We start from the raw sequence: 17,210 nt of genomic DNA on the forward strand, positions 1-17,210 counted from the left end.
CTCTTCCCATCCCGAACAGAGTAGTTAAGCCCGCCTGCGCAGATGGTACTGCAATTTGTGGGAGAGTATGTCATCGCCTTTCTTTAAGAACCCTTCATCTAACGATGAAGGGTTTTTTGTTTTGGTGCGATGCGGTTCGCTCCGCCCGGGACATAGCCTTTTTTTAGAAACCCTTCATCGTTAGATGAAGTTTATATTCTTTTGAAAATTTATGTTGTTCTGTACCGTTCTCAGCGCGAGGGATAGCAGCGGCATCCCCCACTTTTTTCGGTGGGGATACAGCGGATAGCCCGGCCACTACGTTGGGTGATGAAAGGGTGTGGCGCGCCAAAGGAAAATATTGAGTGTTATCAAATAACCCGATTCTCTCTTAAAAAGTCTTTGCATGTCTCTTCAAGATCTGCTGCAACACCGGGTTTTATAGAGATGCCCGATGATTGGGTAGTCCAATGCTGGGCGGCAAGGCTTCCCGACTCCAGTATATCCATTGGCAGGATCGGGCTTTTATAAGGATCTATCAATATTTCGAAATTGATGAGCACCCGAATCCGTTGCTTACCCTGCCAGTCCTCATCGGTAAACGGTTCGGATGATACAAAACCCGAACCCATAATCCCTCTCGGCTCTTTTCCCAGTTTTATAATATAGGCTTTGTCGCTTATACGGATCGACCTGTGGCTCGCACAACTCCATGAATCTACAAATACCCCTGTGGCTTTCAGCTCAGCGATATCCTGTTTCAGTTCCGGCCACTTCCATTTATCAGGATTCCAGGCAAAGAGATACGACTTCATATAAAGTAAAATTTCATCTATACAATTTAATGATTTTAAACAAAAAAAGGCTTATGCTGAATAACAGCACAAGCCTTTAATGAAAGAAAATGGTTTTTACAGGAATATCCCGCCAGAAACTTCAATTCTTTGCCCATTGATCCAACGTGCCTCTTCGGTACATAAGAAAGCAACAACACCTCCAATATCATCCGGGAGTCCAACGCGGCCCAAAGCAGTGAGGCCTGATATATGATCGTTCATTTCTTTGTTGTCACGCACACGTCCTCCGCCAAAGTCAGTTTCGATAGCACCTGGTGCCACTACATTCGCTGCAATGCCGCGAGAGCCGAGTTCTCTTGCCAAATAGCGGGTAAGCACTTCTACAGCGCCTTTCATTGAGCCGTATGCTGACGAACCCGGAAAAGAAAAACGTGCCAATCCGGAAGCGATATTGATAATACGTCCGCCATCATTCAGGAAAGGCAACGCCTTTTGGGTCAGGAAAAACACACCTTTATAATGAATGTTAAGCGCAGTGTCAAACTGTTCCTCGGTTGTTTCCGCAAAGGGAGCATATAGCGCAGTGCCGGCATTGTTGATAAGGAAATCGAAGTTGGCGCTGCCTGTATTTTCTTTTAAATGCGTTGTTACTTGGCTGAAAAAGCTATCGAATGATGATACATTCCCAGCATCGAGCTGTAAAGCAATAGCTTTTTGACCAAGGGACAGGATCTCTGTAACAACCTTATCGGCTTCCTCTTTATTACTGTTGTAAGTTAAGATTACATCAATGCCCTTTTTGGCGAGGCTTATTGCCATATTCCTACCCAGTCCGCGACTTCCGCCGGTTACCAGTGCGATTTTGTTTATTGTACTCATTTTATTAAATTTTATAGTACAAAGGTCATCCAATTTGCTATGCCTCTAGTTGCAATGTTCAATCTATTATTTGCAAAAATCAAATCTGACTAAGTACGAAACGCAAGTGGTGATATACCGGATTGCCTTTTGAAGAAATTGGAAAAGTGTGCTACTTCCTCAAAGCCTAGTGAATAGGCGATTTCAGAAACGTTCCAGTCGGTTTGCTTAAGCAGTATTTTTGCTTCCTGGACAATCCTGCTGCTTATGAAATCTGTTGTGGTTTTTCCGGTATTTTCTTTAAGGACCTTATTAAGGTGGTTCACATGGATGGCCAGTTTTTCGGCATAGTCCTTTGCAGTGCGCAATTCCAGTTGCTGCGCTGTTGATGTTATAGGAAACTGCCGCTCGAGCAATTCCACAAACAATCCGGCAACGCGCGTAGTAGCCTTGTGCGAAGTATATAACGCAATATCCGGCTGTAGTTTCTGTCCGTAATGGATCAGCTCCAATACATAATTGCGAAGCAGGTCATATTTATAAGTATAATCTGAATCCAGTTCGGCCACCATCTTCTTAAATAAGGATTCCAATTCTTCTGCCTGGCTTTCATTTATTTGGAATACCGGATAACCTCCCGGCCGGAATATCGGAATTTCATCCAATGCAATACTATTGTGTGAAGCAGCAAGAAACTCATGTGTAAAGATGCAAAAGTAACCTGATTGCTCCTCATCCAGAGGAATATAGTTATAAGGTACTTTTGGCGACGCAAACAACAGCCCGTTCTTTGGAATGTCGATGACTTTATCGGCATATTCAGCACGGTTACTGCCGTTTATGAGGCTTATCTTGTAATACGTGCGCCGGTTATAAGGCATCGTTTTGGTTTGCTTTACCTGTTTCCGCACATTCGCCGTGCTGAACACATTGAAATGCCCGATCTCTTTATCAATTCCTTCGGGCAAAATGGCCGTCAGTTCATTGTCATTAGCAAATCCCATTTCCCTGTAAAAATCTTTTAGCGACATTATTTCCATCTTATTTCGTTTTGCATAATTCAAATATACTTATTATTTGCCCATTCCAATTCATTTGTACTTTTCGGACATTTAGAAATTTCAATTTATCCAATAGCGTAACTATTGTTCCATTAAGGTTTTAAAAATACCCATCAATGGGTATTTTGTGACAGTATTTTATCCATACTTTTAACATACGTTTAACTAATGCAATCAACGTTATGAGCGATGAAATTTTACAGTTAGCTATAATCCTGTTCTTACTCAGTATGATATGCGAAAGGATTGCCGATTTCCTGAAGCATTATTTATGTGGAAATAAATTTTTAGGGATAAATGATACGCTTACAAGAAATCCCGGAAACGACATCGAAGAGAAAGCCAGGGAGTATCGTATAATGAAAATAAATGTCTGGAGCGGCATCTTAGTAGCAGCGATAATAAAAGCTGATATGATAATGATATTCAGTAAAATGAAAAATCCGGGCGAAACTCTGGGATGGAATACTTTTGGACAATTCTATGAGGATCCACTGGATAAAGTGCTCCTTGTGCCGGGTATTCTTTTAACAGGCTGCTTTATAAGTTTCGGCTCTAAGTTCTGGCATGACCTGGTAGATATATTATACCAGATAAAAAATGCAAAGCGGGTTGCTTCGGACTCCGAAACATATAAAATCGATGCCACTACAGATTTGGAAAAGGCTGCAATAACATACCAGTCCTCTTTTATTCAATCCGCCTATATTGATGCTAAAATTATTTACATGGCCCATAAAAACGTGAAGGCCATCAGCTTGAAAAGGAATGAAAATGGTTACTATCTTGAGGTGACTGTTAGTAATGCAGACGCTCCAACAGATCCCTACTTTACCTACCGGTCTCCTGAGGGATTATACCACACAATTCCCGTAAAAACCATATTTCTGGGCGAAGGCGACATGATCATGGCGCATAACATAGACCTGTCTTCAAAAATATTTGATACAAACCAGTCGGGTAACTGGGGAACGCTCGGTATAATAGTGAAGCCTTTGGAAAAAAATTCTGCTAAGCGATACCTGCTTACCTGTTGCCACAATGTAATAAAGCCGCTAAGCAACCTTCCCTATACTGATGACCCGGCAAAAATTGTTACTGCTGCTACCACTGATAACAATACGAAAATCGGGATTGGGAAAGTATATAAAGCAGTACGGGACAGAGAAGCTGATGCCGCCTTGATAGAAATTGATCCTGCAATGGTAAACAAAATTTCCAAATATATCCCCAAAATAGGAACGCCCCTTAAACCGAGGATAGTGACTGATGACGATGAGAATAAGGTAATGGCTTATATGTTTGGCGCGAAGACCGGCCCCCAAAGTGGGCGTACACAAGGTATGGTGACCAGTGCGCACAGCACCATAAAAGTGACCTATAACAGTACGGAAGAATTTGAGATTATCAATACTATTGCTATTTCAAATAACGGCAAAGCTATTTCGGAGCCCGGAGATTCCGGCGCGTGCGTGGTAGATGGAAAATACAATGTACTGGGCATCGTTGTTGCAGGCAGTTCGGAAGTTACTTATATATTACCAATCAGGACTTTATTGTCAAAATTTGAAGTACAATTAGCTTAATAATAGACTTATGAAGAAATATTTACTACACTTGTTTGTATGCTGCTGCGTAGCGAACTCATTTGGTCAGGATGTGACTTTAGATAAAAATTTTAAAGATTATACTGCCGACCAGATTATTAAAACCATTACGGAAGGTAAAATAGCTATCCAGATAGATACTGCAACATCTGATATTGAAAAATTACAGATACGGGGGATTGATGGGGGATTTAAAGATATTCCTGCGGCGTTAAAGGTTAATGCTACAGGATATTACAGATACGAAAACGTAGACCCCCAGGCGGAAGGTGGTTCTTTTGATTTACAAATTACCAAGGGCGACTCAACAAAAACAGTTAAAGTAAAAGTTGATAAAAAGCTGGACGATAAACCCGGGAAAGGCTGTACTCCCATTACATTGCCGACTGGTAGTAAATGCAAGGCACGGGATTATGCCCATGATTTTGGTGAAGAAATTTCCAGTTATACCGACAAAACCATCGTTTACATTTATGACCTTGATCCAAAAGTGAAAAGTGCTTTTTGGAAAGTTCGAAAAAAGGATGGTGCGCTCCAAAAAGAAAGGGTGAAGTTCAACAGGGAAACACTTACCCCGGGAAAAGATGTCCAGTTCCGTATAGTAAATGTAAACAGGCTTATGTATGATGTTTCGGTTACCGACAGCCTTATTAGCTATGACAGCGAGCCGCCGGCACTGCTGAAAAGGATGCTTATTGGAGATGATACATTGCTTGGTGGGCTTATGGATACTTATGAGGAAGGAATTGATTCTCACAGTATGAACGAATCCCAAAAGAGCACATTCGAAACACTAAACAGAGACGTGGCGTGTTTTATTGAAAATTACAATATGCTTCAGGAAAAAATGCTGGATGCCTTCGACCCATGCGCAGAGTTTCCGTGCTGCTACTCGGTTGGTTATCTTGAAATCGCTAACAGGCTTGCCAATATCCGTAACCAGGCAGGCAAGTTACAGCTAATGATGGAGGAAGAAAAAAAGGAATTGGCTAAAAATGAGAAAAATGTTGCTGACTGCAAGAAGCTTGCTGAAGACCTCAAAAAGAAAACGGCCGAAGTTGCGGCTGCAAAAGCAATAGCGGCTCCGGCAGACGCAGAAGAAAAGAAAAAATATGATAAAAAAATTAAAGATTTAGAAGCCAGTGAAGCTGAGCTTACAAAGGGATCAGGGGAATGCGACGTTAAGAAGACAGATTATGAGGGTAAAATTGCCGCATCGAAAAATAACCTGTTGGAATTAGCTGCAGTCACTGCATCGGTGGCAAGCCTGCCTACAGATGCAGAACTGAAGGAAACCATTATTTTCCTGAGGAATATGACAGACCAAAATTCCTATTACTCCTTGGATTATATCCCGTTGGACGGGAATGTGCTTGACCTTTGGGTAAGGATAGCTAAAATGGATATTGCATCAAAAAAAGAGGCTCCTAAAAAAGATAGTCCTGAAGAGGGTGCCAAAAAAGAGGCAGCTTCTGGTGAAACGGCCCCCGAAGCAGGCACTAAAGTAAACGAATCCGGAAAAGGGGTAATGCAGTACCATATCAATATTCCTATACTATGGCGCCCCTTTGTAAATTTCAGCTCGGGCTCATTCGCTGCAATAGGCAGGAACCTACAGGAAAAAACCTATTCTTGGCAGGAGGTTGGCAACAACGGAGGGTACACCCTCACCGAAAGTGGTTATAGCAACCCTGCTGCAGGATTTTCGGCATTCGCCAACCTTGAATGGAAGGTAAGCTGTTCTGTAGGCTTTGGGCCTTCGGTAGGCGTGGGGATTACAGTTGAAGAAAAACCAAAGGTGGCCTATTTGGTTGGTGGTTCCCTGTTCCTGGGCGATAAGCACCAGCTGGCAATAACAGGCGGGGTAGCCTTCCTGCAGGTAGACAGGATTTCTAAGAACTTCAGTGAATCTGCTGCTAACCAGGTTGTTTATACTGAAACACAAAACCTGGATTATTACAAGGAATTTAAGGCGGGGCTGTTTGTTTCGCTAACCTATACCGTTTTCAACCTGACTAAAAAAAAGTAATATGAAATATATATACACCCTTCTTTGCCTTGCCCTAATAGCATGCAGTGACGAACCGGAACCTTTAAAAAGCGCACAGTCTATACAGGGCGATATTGCACTCGAAGCAACGGTGAACAATGCACCTGCCGATAATTATTCTTATGCGGAAGTGACCGCCATGATAACCGGCAGGCTGTCGGCAAGTGATCAGGTCATTTTTACGGCAGAGAATGGCCTTTTCGCCAATGGAGCTGCCACCTATACCGTTACGGCTGTTTCCGGCCAAGCCGTAAAGGCATATCTAAAATATGACAGAGCCGGACAGGTACGGGTTACGGCGGCGGCATTTGGTAAAACAAAAGAAGTATTCCTTAATTTTGTGCCTGCATGGCCCGATGCCCTCATGTTGAGTCCTGATACAGGCAGCCTCGCTTCTGAATACACATCGAATAGCCTTATAACCACACGCCTTTTAAAAAATACAGGTGTCCCAACACAGGGTCTCTTGATCAGCTATCGGGATTCCATTGCGGGAGGAGGATCCGTGGGGACATTTCTAAATAACACGCAGTCGGATGCTAACGGAAATGCAACAGTGCGCTACTGGGTGCAGGACACTACCCATCACGGCTTTGTTTACATAAAAGGCGAGATCAGCACACCAACCGGAGTAAAAAAGGCCGAAAACCGTATTTACATAGATTAGTTATTTCTTAATTTTTAAAATCTATGAATATATATGCTTTAAAAGGGCACAAGGTTCGTTGTTCTGATCTCGATAATGGTTACGAATACCAGCAGGAAATTGCCCGCAGGCATCTCGTACTGGGAGAGGTCTATACTATCGACAAAACTGAAGTAGGCAGTTCGTCTACAAAAGTAATGCTTCAGGAAGTGCCGGGCGTTTTTTTCAATTCGGTTTTTTTCGATGATGTTGTGCCGCAAGGTCAAGCCGATGACAAAGCACACCCGGACTATTGGCGTTACAATTAAATTGCCTGTTTCCCCCTGCTGTTTGTCACATTACCATCCCATTTTATTGCTGCCCCTGCTGTAATTTTACAATATTAAACAGATAGTCATGATACGGACTGCATTTACAGCGCTTTTCTTCACGATAACCACATCAGCATCAGCACAGGGGAAGTATGCCGAAGTTAATGGGCTTAAATTATATTACGAGATACACGGTAGCGGCAGCCCGTTAGTACTGCTCCATGGTGGCGGGTCGACAATTGAGTCAAATTACGGGCGCATCCTGGCACAATTGGCCCTTACGCATAAAGTTATTGCCGTAGAGCTGCAGGCGCATGGCCATACTCCTGATAGAGACAGGCCATTAAGCTTTGAGCAGGATGCCGACGATGTTGCTGCATTACTAAAGAAACTTTCTATAACTAAAGCTGACATCATGGGCTTTAGCAATGGCGGCACTACAGTCATACAGGTAGGCATCCGTCATCCGGAGATAGTAAATAAGCTCATACTGGCCTCTGTCATCTACAGCCGCGAAGGTATGTTTCCCGGTTTTTTCGACTATATGAAAACTGCAAAGTTCGAAGACATGCCCCAGCCGCTAAAGGATGCCTACCTCAAAGCCAATCCCGGAAATACTAAAGGGTTGCTGGTAATGTTCAATAGGGATGTAGAGCGGATGAATAATTTTAAGGACATCAGCGAAGAAGCTGTAAAGTCCATCCAGGCAACGGCGCTGGTCATTAACGGGGACAAAGATGTTGTGCAGAATGCCCATGCAGTGAGATTATCGCAGCTGCTCCCAAATGCCAGGCTGCTGATAGTGCCATCCGGACATGGTGACTACATTGGCGAAGTGTGCGCGCCCGATAAGGACAGCAAAATGCCCGACGCCGTTGTGGTTACGATAAATGAGTTCCTTAAGTAAACTTTATCCTCCATTTAACCTATCACTAACACAGGTACTTTGTTTTTTAGCGGAACTTTATAAAAAAGGAATAGTATTTCCAATAAAAAATAATACGATGAGTAAAGTACAAAATCTTTTAGCGGGGCTTGGCGGAGCTATCGCCCTGAATATCCTTCACGAAAGCTTAAAGAAAACAGGCAGCGACATGCCCCGCGTCGACCTTTTGGGTGAAGAAGCATTACAAAAAACGCTGCAGCATTTTGGTGGAGGCATAGACGATGATAACACGCTATATGCTGCTACACTGGCCGGCGATGTAGTAAGCAATTCCTTGTACTATAGTATGATAGGTAAGGGCAATCCGGATTATATTTGGGCAAGGGCAGTGGCTTACGGCCTTGCCGGGGGTGTAGGCGCGGTAACACTTCCAAAGCCAATGGGTCTGGACGAAGAGCCGGTAGCCCACAGCAACAAGACCAAAGTGCTAACGGTTAGCTACTACCTCGCCGGTGCATTGGTAACTGCAGGTATATTGGCTGCTTTGGCTAAAAAGAATCAGTAAAATTTTTAGGGCGTGCCGGCTCCGTGCCTGCGCCGTCAGGCTTTCGGCTGTATCTGCCTTCGTGCCTCGGCAGGATGCCGCCTCTATCCTTCACGCGAGCTTCACTCAGACGTATTATGCTGCATGGCTAATTTTTCCTTAAGCATTCTTGCCGCCTGCGTATAGCCGCCTTCACTGCCGTCTACAAAATGGATGTGGCCATCTTCAAGATTGCGCACATAGCACGACATGATAGATGCAGTACTAACGTGTAGCCCGTAAAGAACCGCGCCATCGGCTTCCATTTTATCAAGTAGCTTTTGCAGCGCTTCCCGTTGTTTTGAAGATCCGGTTATCACGGTATTTATCTTTCCGTCGATAACCAGCGTGTCCGACATTTCCACCAGGCTTTTCAGGTACTTTTTGCCTCTTTTGGTACTAAACCAAAAATAACCATACAGCCCCACCAGCCAGGTGCTTAACAGCCTGAACCATTGTATGCCGCCCAGCCGTGCCCGCATTTCGGTGCCCAGTCGGCTAAAGGTGGTTTTTAGTTTCAGCTTCGCGACCGATATGGGCTGCCTGTTTTCGGGCGGGCCATACAGCTCGTCCATCTTTTCGAGTACTTTACTGAAAACCGTGGGCTGGTGCTCCACATTGCGCGAGACAACCAGCAATGTTACAATTTCTTCTTTGTCAAAAGGTGGGGGTATTTTGTCCCAACGGCACTGCATACCGGTAAGATCCAGTTCGGCTGCCTCTTTTCCATTACCTGAAAGCAGGTAGTCGTCTCCCTTAATTATTTTTTCTGCATAGTCCAGCCCGCTGCCCAGGACAACAGGGATAAAAAAGGTTTTAGAACTGCTGAATTTAGCAATAGTGACGGAATGCCCATTGGCATAAATTTCCCTTACGGATACCGTACCGGTGCGGAGATCGAGGTTAAAGTTGTTCAGTGTAGTTATCCTGTAAAGCGCGAGTGCCTGCATTACTTTATTGATAAGGCTGCCGGGAATGAGAAAGGTAGCGCCATCGCCCCCAAAAAAGAAAGGTACGGTAATATCCATACCGTATGCGATATTGAGTACCGATACAATACTGCCGGTAGCAATCAGGTTCACATCTTCGTGCCGCCCTGTCAGCACCGCCTGGGTAGAACTTTTGATATCGGTGATCACTACATGCCAGTCGTCGGGAACACGGCTAAACAATTTTTCGTTTGCGATCAGGCTGCTCAGCCGCATCGTGTTTAAATGTAGCGCAGAGTAAAATTGTTCGGTAGAGGCTTGCATTATTTGCTATTAGGGTCATTATAAAAATAACCAAATAAACCCAAATGAAATCTAAAGTTATGTTAGATTTTGAAAAGCTGCCTTCCTCTTTGGAGTGCTGTTGGTTACAATAATTCCAGCACCCGTTCCAGGGCCATACCGCGCGAACCTTTTATCAATATGGTTTTGTTTTTTAAACCGGTTGGCGGAAAATGATTTTTAAGATCGTCATAGCTTTCAAAAAAGTGCAAATGGGATTTTTCGACACTGTTAGCATAAAAATCCTTACCTACAAAAAAGGTTTCAATGTCATCCCGGTCGGCCAATAGTGCCGCAATCTTCCTGTGTTCGTCAGGGCTTTCTGCGCCAAGCTCGAACATGTCGCCCAGGATTGCCACTTTTTCGCCTTCCATCTGCCTGAAATTGGCAATAGCAGCGGCCATGCTGCTTGGGTTGGCATTATAGGCATCGAGTATGATCCTGCAGCCATTTTTTTCAATAAGCTGCGAACGGTTATTCGATGGGACATAACCTTCTATTGCGGATTTTATTTTTGCATCGCTCACTTTAAAATAGACCCCGATGGCTATAGCGGCGCTTATATTGGCAGCATTGTATGTCCCAATAAGATTCGATCGTATTTCCATACCGTTATACAGGATCGTTACCATTTCGTTTCCGGTAATGCCTTCTATCCTCACATCGCAGTTGTAGTTTTCAACAGCAAAAGTAAACCGCGGAAGTTTTGCAGTTTTCTCATTTTGTATGGCATCATCCAGGTTCACGAAGGCCATTTTTGTGTTCTGCTCAAGGTGATGGTAAAGTTCACTTTTTCCTTTTATAACACCTTCATAACCACCAAATCCTTCAAGGTGCGCTTTCCCAAAATTTGTAATATAGCCAAAGTTTGGTTCTGCAATGCTGCATAAAAATCCGATCTCTTTCTGGTGGTTGGCCCCCATTTCAACAATGCCAATCTCGGTTGCTGCCGTAAAGGAGAGTAGGGTAAGAGGTACCCCGATATGGTTGTTCAGGTTGCCAACGGTGGCTTTGGTAGTGTACTTTTTCGAAAGCACGGCATTAATAAGTTCCTTGGTGGTTGTCTTGCCGTTACTTCCGGTAAGGGCTATAACAGGCAGGCCGAGTTGTCTTCTGTGATAATTGGCTAGTTGCTGCAGGGCTTCAAGGCTGTTGTTTACAAGAAGCATCCTGTCATCCGATTTGTATTCCGGGTTATCGATTACTACATATTTCGCCCCTTTGCTAAGTGCTTCTAACGCAAACGAATTGGCATCAAAAGTATCGCCCTTCAATGCTACGAATAAGCTTCCGGGTTCTATTTTCCGGGTATCTGTCGAAAGGGCGCTGCATTGCAGAAAATAGTTGTAGAGTTCCTGGATTTCCATGAGAGTGTATAAAAAATAAAAGCCCTAAGATAGGGCTTTTATTGAATTTTATTTTAAAACTAATTTAGTTTCTTGCTGATTTTTTGCCTGATTTAGGGCCTACTTTAGACATTGCACAACGGAAACCGATATAGTCGGTAGCCATATCCTGAGGGAAATACCTCCTTTGTGCAGGGTCAAGCCAGTAAGCACGGTCTCTCCATGAGCCACCTTTATAAACCCTTACATTATCATTGATAAGTGTAGTCCTTTTTGCAGATTTGTCATAAGCCCTTACCATGTTTCCTAAACTGTCTTTAGTTACAAGGTGCTTAGGGGAGTGGTACATCCTTTCGGCATCTTTGCTGGCAGCTGTAGCTTCTTCATCAGAAGTTCCGAAGTCGAAATAACGTGTAGACTGCCTGTCACCATCCTTGAAGTTCCTGTTATCAGATTTGGTGTAGTTCTGCCTTAGGTACGTATCGTCAGATGTTACCTGAGTCTGTGCAATTTGTCCCGGCAGGTTCCTGTATTGTATCCTTCCGTTAGAAAGCGTGTCATATTCAATAGTCTCAGAAGTTACAAGTTCAGCCCTTCCGTCTTCGCCTATTTTGTTTTTCATATAAACGTTACCCCTGTAGTAGTTGAAGTCGTTTGCTTCATCATCCACTATCGGACGGTAAACGTCAGCTACCCATTCTGCAACGTTTCCTGCCATGTCATAAAGGCCGAAGTCGTTTGGTGGATAAGATTTTGCAGGCGCAGTGATATCTGCGTTGTCATCAGACCATCCTGCAATTCCGCCGTAGTCACCTTTACCTTGCTTAAAGTTGGCCAGCTGGTCACCTTTAGACTGTCTTTTAGAGTTACGTGTGTACTGGCCTTTCCAAGGGTATTTTTTATTACCCCTGTACAGGTTGTACTCACGATTGCCTACAAGTGCAACAGCAGCATATTCCCACTCAGCTTCGGTTGGAAGCCTGTACTCAGGAAGTATAAGTCCTGAAGTCCTTTGTGCATATACGTTAGTAGCGCCTTCTTTGTTTGCCAGTTTGCCTCTTGGCCCTTTTAGTACGATTTCCTCGTTGCCACCCATACTTTTGGTTGGGCTCTCAAGATACGATTCCGTGCTGAATGTAGACTCTGCACTTACATCGGTAACTTTAGCATCCCTTTTCAGGTAACCTTCTTTTTCAAGAACAGCCTCATTCACACGGTCTGTCCTCCATTTGCTGAACTCAACAGCCTGGATCCAGTTAACGCCTACCACAGGATATGCGCTATACGCAGGGTGCCTAAGGTAGTTGTTGGTCATGGTTTCGTTATATCCAAGGGCGCTTCTCCATACCAATGTATCAGGAAGTGCACCTACATAGATGTTTTTATAATTTTCTTCAGTAGGAGGGAAAACCCTCTTCAGCCAGTCAAGGTATTCCATGTACATAACATTGGTAACCTCTGTTTCATCCATATAGAAAGACTGGACGTGCTGTTGTGTTGGAGTGTTGTTCCAATCGTGCATAACATCATCCTGAACCCTACCCATGGTAAACGTTCCGCCTTCCACTTCTACAAGTCCGGGAGCAGCATCCTGCTGTTTGTACTTGGAGTTGTGCTGGAAACCACCTTTCTTGTCGTTGATTTTCCAACCCGTAGCAGTGGAAGTGTTACCGCTGTTGCCTTTCTTGCTGCATCCGGTAAAACCAACAGTTATCGCTAGTGCGATTAACAATTTTAAAGCCGTGATTTTGTTAACTTTCATCTTTCTGTAGGTAAATAAATTTCGTGGCGCAATATAATAATTAACCATTAAACTGCAACACGTTTTGAAAATTTTTAATTAAATTCCAAAATTAAGTTAAATGTCTTTTTCAATAACGGTCTTTTTAAAGTAATATTGCAGGTAGATTGTATAAAAAATTTTGCTTTTACAGTAATATATCACCGCGATCTGCGTTTTGTCAATGATGAAAAAGAGATTACTATTTTTTGTACTGCTTAGTTCTTTATTGTCTTTCGGGCAGCAAAGGGGTGAAGTGGTTTTGGAATGGACGGATAATGTAAAGTCCATCATTGGTACTGCCCAAATTTCCATTCCCCAGTTTCAAAACGAAACTACGAGCTACGATGCTTCCAAAAACCAGCTTTTCTACCAGAATAACCTGCCCGTTAGTGCGCCGGCCAATCCAAATTCCCTTACGATTACCAATATAGTTTATGAAAGCATTACCGCGGCACAACTCGGTACGCTGTCAACAGCGCTTCCCGCATCCATAAATGCAAAGCTTGCTTCTTCAAAAGCCAGGGAACAATGGTATGCCTCGGTTACGCTTTCTCCTATTATTAAGGAAGGAGGCAGCTACAGGCGTGTGAAATCGTTTACCTACGCATTCGATTTTAATGCCGGGCGCCCTGCATTCAGGGATGGGGCCGATTTTGATGTGGTTACGAACTCAGTGCTTGCAACCGGCGACTGGTACCGTTTTTATGTTGAGAAATCAGGGGTATATAAGGTTACACGTTCCTTTCTGCAAAGTTTAGGGATGAATGTAAATGTCGATCCGCGCACCATCAAAATATACGGCAACGGCGGAAGGATGATCCCGCTGCTCAATGCTACAGAATATCCGTCCGACCTTGCCGAGAATGCAATTGAAGTTATTGGGGAAGAAGACGGCTCTTTTGGTAACAGCGATTATATCGTATTCTATGCCGAAGGGGTGGATAACTGGAATGAAGAAAGCGGTACCCACAACAACCTGTTTGCCAATAAATCTTTCTATTATGTAACCGCGGGCGGTGCAAACGGCAAACGCATAACCCAGCAGGGACAGCCATCAACTACTGCTAATGTTACCACATCATCTTTTGATGAGTACCTGTATCATGAAAAAGACCTTGTAAATATTGCAAGGCTCGGGCGCAAATGGCACGGTGAACAGTTTAATGTAGAAAACGAACAGGATTTTGATTTTAATATACCCGATATTGAAAGCGGCCCCGCAACAGTAATTGTAAGTGCTGCGGCATTTTCCAAGACGCCAACCTCAATGGTTGTTACTGCTAATGACCAAGCGGTAGGTACGATCACTTTCGGCGCGACTCCTGATGATAATGGAGCGATCGATGGAAGCCTTACGGGTACGTTCACTCCCTCAGGCAGCGCTATAACCATTGGACTTAACTTTAACAATAATGGTGTGCCCGGCTCTAACGCCTGGCTGGATTATATTATACTGAAAGCGAAGAGAAAACTACAGGGTAACGGCAGGCAGTTTCGTTTCCAGTATAATGATGCGGCCACCAATGTAGGGGTGATACAGTATAATATGAATAATGCTTCAGGAATAAGCGAGGTATGGGATGTTACTAATATATACGATGCTTCCAAAATTATAAACGATGGTGGCCAAAGCCAATTCTCGTTTAAAGCAGCGCTTGGCGAGGTACGGAAGTATGTGGCCGTTGTGCCTTCGGATTATTATAGTCCGCTTAAGGAAGCCAGGGCAAAAGTGGCCAACCAAAACCTCAAAGGTACTATATTCCGCAATGCACAAGGCGCTTTTGAAGATGTGGATTACCTCATTGTGACACCTTCGTTCCTGAATGCTTCTGCCGAAAAGCTGGCAAATTACCACCGTGTAAATTCCGGTCTTAATGTAAAAGTAGTCAACCTCGAAAATATATATCAGGAATTCTCATCAGGCAAACAGGATATCGCCGCAATAAGGAACTTCATTAAGTATATTTATTTTAACGCGTCATCAAATTCCGAAAGGATAAAATACGTCAACCTTTTTGGGGATGCCTCTTTTGATTATAAAGACAGGATACCTAATAACAGCAATATAGTGCCTACGTTCCATGGTTTTGACGGCTTTGGTACCACTGTGCCCAATTATTCGGAAGTGAATACATTTGTCTCAGACGACTTTTTTGTTCTGATGGACCCTAACGAAGGCCGTATGCTTGGGGCAAATACAGATAATGGCGCGCCGGATATTGCTATTGGGCGAATGCTGGTAAATGATAAGACTCAGGCCGATGAAATGGTGAATAAAGTGCTGGAATACCAAGCGGCTGAGTCTTATGGCAGGTGGCGAAATGAATATGTAATGATAAGCGATGACCTTGATAACGGAGGTGGACAGTTTGTACCAAAGCTTGAGGAAGTGGCCCTGGCACTTACCACTAACAGGCCTTTTGTAAACATCAGGAAGATACATTCCGATGCGTATGTGCAGGAAGCTTCTGCCGGCGGTCAGCGCTATCCGCAGGCAAAAGAGCAGATTATGAGGGCGATAAACTACGGAGCAGTCGTGGTTAACTATCTGGGGCATGGCGGCGAGGACGGCATGGCCGGCGAGCGTATTTTCGAAAAGAGTGATGCGCAAACCCTTACCAACCGTTATAAATATCCCTTGTTCATAACGGCTACCTGCCAGCTTACAAAATTTGACAACCCCTTTCGCCCAACAACAGGCGAATATTTATACTGGAACCCTGCAGGCGGTGCTATAGCCATGATAACGACCACAAGATCTATATATGTGAGCGCTGCTTTTTCTTTCAATGTAAAATTGTCCGAAAAGCTGTATGCCTTTAATGAGCCGGAATATCCTACTATGGCCGAAGCGCTCAGGATGACAAAAGTCGCACTGAACAGTTCGTATGTGCGATGTGTCGCCTTCATTGGTGACCCCGCGCTCAAACTGGCGATTCCACAGGCAAAGATAGTTCTGACCGAAATTAACGACCAGCCTGTTAGCCCAACTTCCGACGTACTCCAGTCGCTAGCCTATGTAAAATTAGGAGGAAATGTTACCGATGAAGGCGGTAGCCTGCTCAGTAATTATAATGGAGAGCTCGAAGTGACTGTTTTCGATAAACAGATGAACCGTTCAACGTTGGATAACGATCATGTAGGCCAGGTTACCCCTTTCACTGTGCTTGGTGAAACTATTTTTCGTGGAAATGCAACGGTAACTAACGGACGTTTCGAGTTTGGGTTCATTGTGCCAAGGGATATCCGCATACCCGTGGGCAGCGGACGGGTGAGCTTTTATTCCAAAAAGAATAATGCACTGGAAGATCATTATGGCTACGATACGGCAATAAAAATAGGCGGCGTAAATGTAAATGCTACGGCAGACACTGCGCCTCCAAAAGTGAGGCTCTATATGAACGATGAGTCGTTCATCTCAGGGGGAATAACAAACGAATCGCCCATATTGCTGGCATTTCTTGAAGATGAGCACGGTATAAATACCGCAAGCGGTATAGGTCACGATATTATTGGGATACTGGATGGAGATGAGACCAATCCGTTCATCATGAACGATTATTACGAGACCGAACTTGATAACTATACGAGAGGAAAAGTGAGATTTCCTTTTACCAACCTTGAAAAAGGCCTGCATACCCTTACCTTTAAGGCGTGGGATGTATATAACAACCTCGTAACTGCCGAAATACAGTTTGTGGTGATAGGTGATGACGTGCTCCAGCTGGACAAGGTGCTCAACTACCCGAATCCTTTTGTTAGCTACACCGAGTTCTGGTTTACCCACAACAGGCCTTTTGAGCCGTTAGACGTGCAGGTGCAGGTGTTTACGGTGACGGGTAAGATCGTAAAGACCATCAACCAGTCGGTTACTACGGATGGCTTTTTGTGCCGCGACATCAAGTGGGATGGGCGTGATGATTTTGGCGACCGGATAGGTAAGGGAGTGTACATATATAAACTCACTGTCAGGTCGGCTTCAGCAAATAAAACAGCTGAAAAATATGAAAAACTTGTATTGCTATAAAAAAC

At 44.0% G+C, this 17,210-nt stretch carries 13 protein-coding genes and 1 rRNA gene; 8 read left to right on the plus strand and 6 right to left on the minus strand.

The window, feature by feature from the left end; genetic code table 11:
* Positions 1-82: ribosomal RNA gene (gene rrf / locus AAEO56_RS18725) — 5S ribosomal RNA — on the plus strand; the annotation flags it as partial.
* A 268-nt stretch (positions 83-350) separates the two neighbouring features.
* On the opposite strand, the gene AAEO56_RS18730 is transcribed toward rrf, so the two are convergent.
* The 3 genes from AAEO56_RS18730 to AAEO56_RS18740 all read right to left on the minus strand — a co-directional run bounded on the left by AAEO56_RS18730 (position 351) and on the right by AAEO56_RS18740 (position 2,674).
* Positions 351-794 carry a hypothetical protein gene (locus AAEO56_RS18730; protein ID WP_341698610.1) on the minus strand — a complete coding sequence of 148 codons (444 nt, stop codon included), beginning with the start codon at positions 792-794 and terminating at the stop codon, positions 351-353.
* A 96-nt stretch (positions 795-890) separates the two neighbouring features.
* Complete coding sequence (locus AAEO56_RS18735) at positions 891-1,655, minus strand: SDR family NAD(P)-dependent oxidoreductase (protein ID WP_341698611.1); 765 nt, start codon at positions 1,653-1,655, stop codon at positions 891-893.
* 89 nt (positions 1,656-1,744) lie between these two features.
* Positions 1,745-2,674 carry a helix-turn-helix domain-containing protein gene (locus AAEO56_RS18740; RefSeq protein WP_341698612.1) on the minus strand — a complete coding sequence of 310 codons (930 nt, stop codon included), beginning with the start codon at positions 2,672-2,674 and terminating at the stop codon, positions 1,745-1,747.
* 203 nt (positions 2,675-2,877) lie between these two features.
* Here AAEO56_RS18740 and AAEO56_RS18745 point away from each other — a divergent pair, with 203 nt between their 5' ends.
* From AAEO56_RS18745 to AAEO56_RS18770, 6 genes are all read left to right on the plus strand, one after another.
* Positions 2,878-4,281 (plus strand): chymotrypsin family serine protease, encoded by a 1,404-nt coding sequence (locus AAEO56_RS18745; RefSeq protein WP_341698613.1) that lies wholly within the window; start codon positions 2,878-2,880, stop codon positions 4,279-4,281.
* 10 nt (positions 4,282-4,291) lie between these two features.
* Complete coding sequence (locus AAEO56_RS18750) at positions 4,292-6,331, plus strand: hypothetical protein (RefSeq protein ID WP_341698614.1); 2,040 nt, start codon at positions 4,292-4,294, stop codon at positions 6,329-6,331.
* A 1-nt stretch (position 6,332) separates the two neighbouring features.
* Positions 6,333-7,019: a hypothetical protein gene (locus tag AAEO56_RS18755; protein ID WP_341698615.1), complete on the plus strand. Its 687-nt coding sequence runs from the start codon at positions 6,333-6,335 to the stop codon at positions 7,017-7,019.
* A gap of 23 nt (positions 7,020-7,042) precedes the next feature.
* Entirely contained in the window at positions 7,043-7,306 is a 264-nt protein-coding gene (locus AAEO56_RS18760) for a hypothetical protein (RefSeq protein WP_341698616.1), read from the plus strand.
* Positions 7,307-7,394: 88 nt separating this feature from the next.
* Positions 7,395-8,216, plus strand: coding sequence for an alpha/beta fold hydrolase (locus tag AAEO56_RS18765; protein ID WP_341698617.1), 822 nt, complete (start codon positions 7,395-7,397; stop codon positions 8,214-8,216).
* A 97-nt stretch (positions 8,217-8,313) separates the two neighbouring features.
* Positions 8,314-8,760, plus strand: coding sequence for a hypothetical protein (locus AAEO56_RS18770; RefSeq protein WP_341698618.1), 447 nt, complete (start codon positions 8,314-8,316; stop codon positions 8,758-8,760).
* A 101-nt stretch (positions 8,761-8,861) separates the two neighbouring features.
* Here AAEO56_RS18770 and AAEO56_RS18775 read toward each other — a convergent pair whose 3' ends face one another.
* From AAEO56_RS18775 to gldJ, 3 genes are all read right to left on the minus strand, one after another.
* Positions 8,862-10,031: a DUF3095 domain-containing protein gene (locus tag AAEO56_RS18775; RefSeq protein ID WP_341698619.1), complete on the minus strand. Its 1,170-nt coding sequence runs from the start codon at positions 10,029-10,031 to the stop codon at positions 8,862-8,864.
* 104 nt (positions 10,032-10,135) lie between these two features.
* Positions 10,136-11,416, minus strand: coding sequence for a UDP-N-acetylmuramoyl-tripeptide--D-alanyl-D-alanine ligase (locus AAEO56_RS18780; RefSeq protein ID WP_341698620.1), 1,281 nt, complete (start codon positions 11,414-11,416; stop codon positions 10,136-10,138).
* 64 nt (positions 11,417-11,480) lie between these two features.
* Entirely contained in the window at positions 11,481-13,157 is a 1,677-nt protein-coding gene (gene gldJ / locus AAEO56_RS18785) for a gliding motility lipoprotein GldJ (protein WP_341698621.1), read from the minus strand.
* Positions 13,158-13,359: 202 nt separating this feature from the next.
* Here gldJ and porU point away from each other — a divergent pair, with 202 nt between their 5' ends.
* A complete protein-coding gene (gene porU, locus AAEO56_RS18790) occupies positions 13,360-17,205 on the plus strand; it encodes a type IX secretion system sortase PorU (protein ID WP_341698622.1) in 3,846 nt (1,281 codons plus the stop codon).
* Positions 17,206-17,210: the final 5 nt, after the last annotated feature.

The organism is Flavobacterium arundinis, from assembly GCF_038289855.1.
GTDB lineage: Bacteria > Bacteroidota > Bacteroidia > Flavobacteriales > Flavobacteriaceae > Flavobacterium > Flavobacterium arundinis.

Bases quoted from the DNA above. Each gene is read 5' to 3' on its own strand.
- AAEO56_RS18730 (WP_341698610.1), bottom strand. From the start codon at position 794: ATGAAGTCGTATCTCTTTGCCTGGAATCCTGATAAATGGAAGTGGCCG.
- AAEO56_RS18735 (WP_341698611.1), bottom strand. From the start codon at position 1,655: ATGAGTACAATAAACAAAATCGCACTGGTAACCGGCGGAAGTCGCGGA.
- AAEO56_RS18740 (WP_341698612.1), bottom strand. From the start codon at position 2,674: ATGGAAATAATGTCGCTAAAAGATTTTTACAGGGAAATGGGATTTGCT.
- AAEO56_RS18745 (WP_341698613.1), top strand. From the start codon at position 2,878: ATGAGCGATGAAATTTTACAGTTAGCTATAATCCTGTTCTTACTCAGT.
- AAEO56_RS18750 (WP_341698614.1), top strand. From the start codon at position 4,292: ATGAAGAAATATTTACTACACTTGTTTGTATGCTGCTGCGTAGCGAAC.
- AAEO56_RS18755 (WP_341698615.1), top strand. From the start codon at position 6,333: ATGAAATATATATACACCCTTCTTTGCCTTGCCCTAATAGCATGCAGT.
- AAEO56_RS18760 (WP_341698616.1), top strand. From the start codon at position 7,043: ATGAATATATATGCTTTAAAAGGGCACAAGGTTCGTTGTTCTGATCTC.
- AAEO56_RS18765 (WP_341698617.1), top strand. From the start codon at position 7,395: ATGATACGGACTGCATTTACAGCGCTTTTCTTCACGATAACCACATCA.
- AAEO56_RS18770 (WP_341698618.1), top strand. From the start codon at position 8,314: ATGAGTAAAGTACAAAATCTTTTAGCGGGGCTTGGCGGAGCTATCGCC.
- AAEO56_RS18775 (WP_341698619.1), bottom strand. From the start codon at position 10,031: ATGCAAGCCTCTACCGAACAATTTTACTCTGCGCTACATTTAAACACG.
- AAEO56_RS18780 (WP_341698620.1), bottom strand. From the start codon at position 11,416: ATGGAAATCCAGGAACTCTACAACTATTTTCTGCAATGCAGCGCCCTT.
- gldJ (WP_341698621.1), bottom strand. From the start codon at position 13,157: ATGAAAGTTAACAAAATCACGGCTTTAAAATTGTTAATCGCACTAGCG.
- porU (WP_341698622.1), top strand. From the start codon at position 13,360: ATGATGAAAAAGAGATTACTATTTTTTGTACTGCTTAGTTCTTTATTG.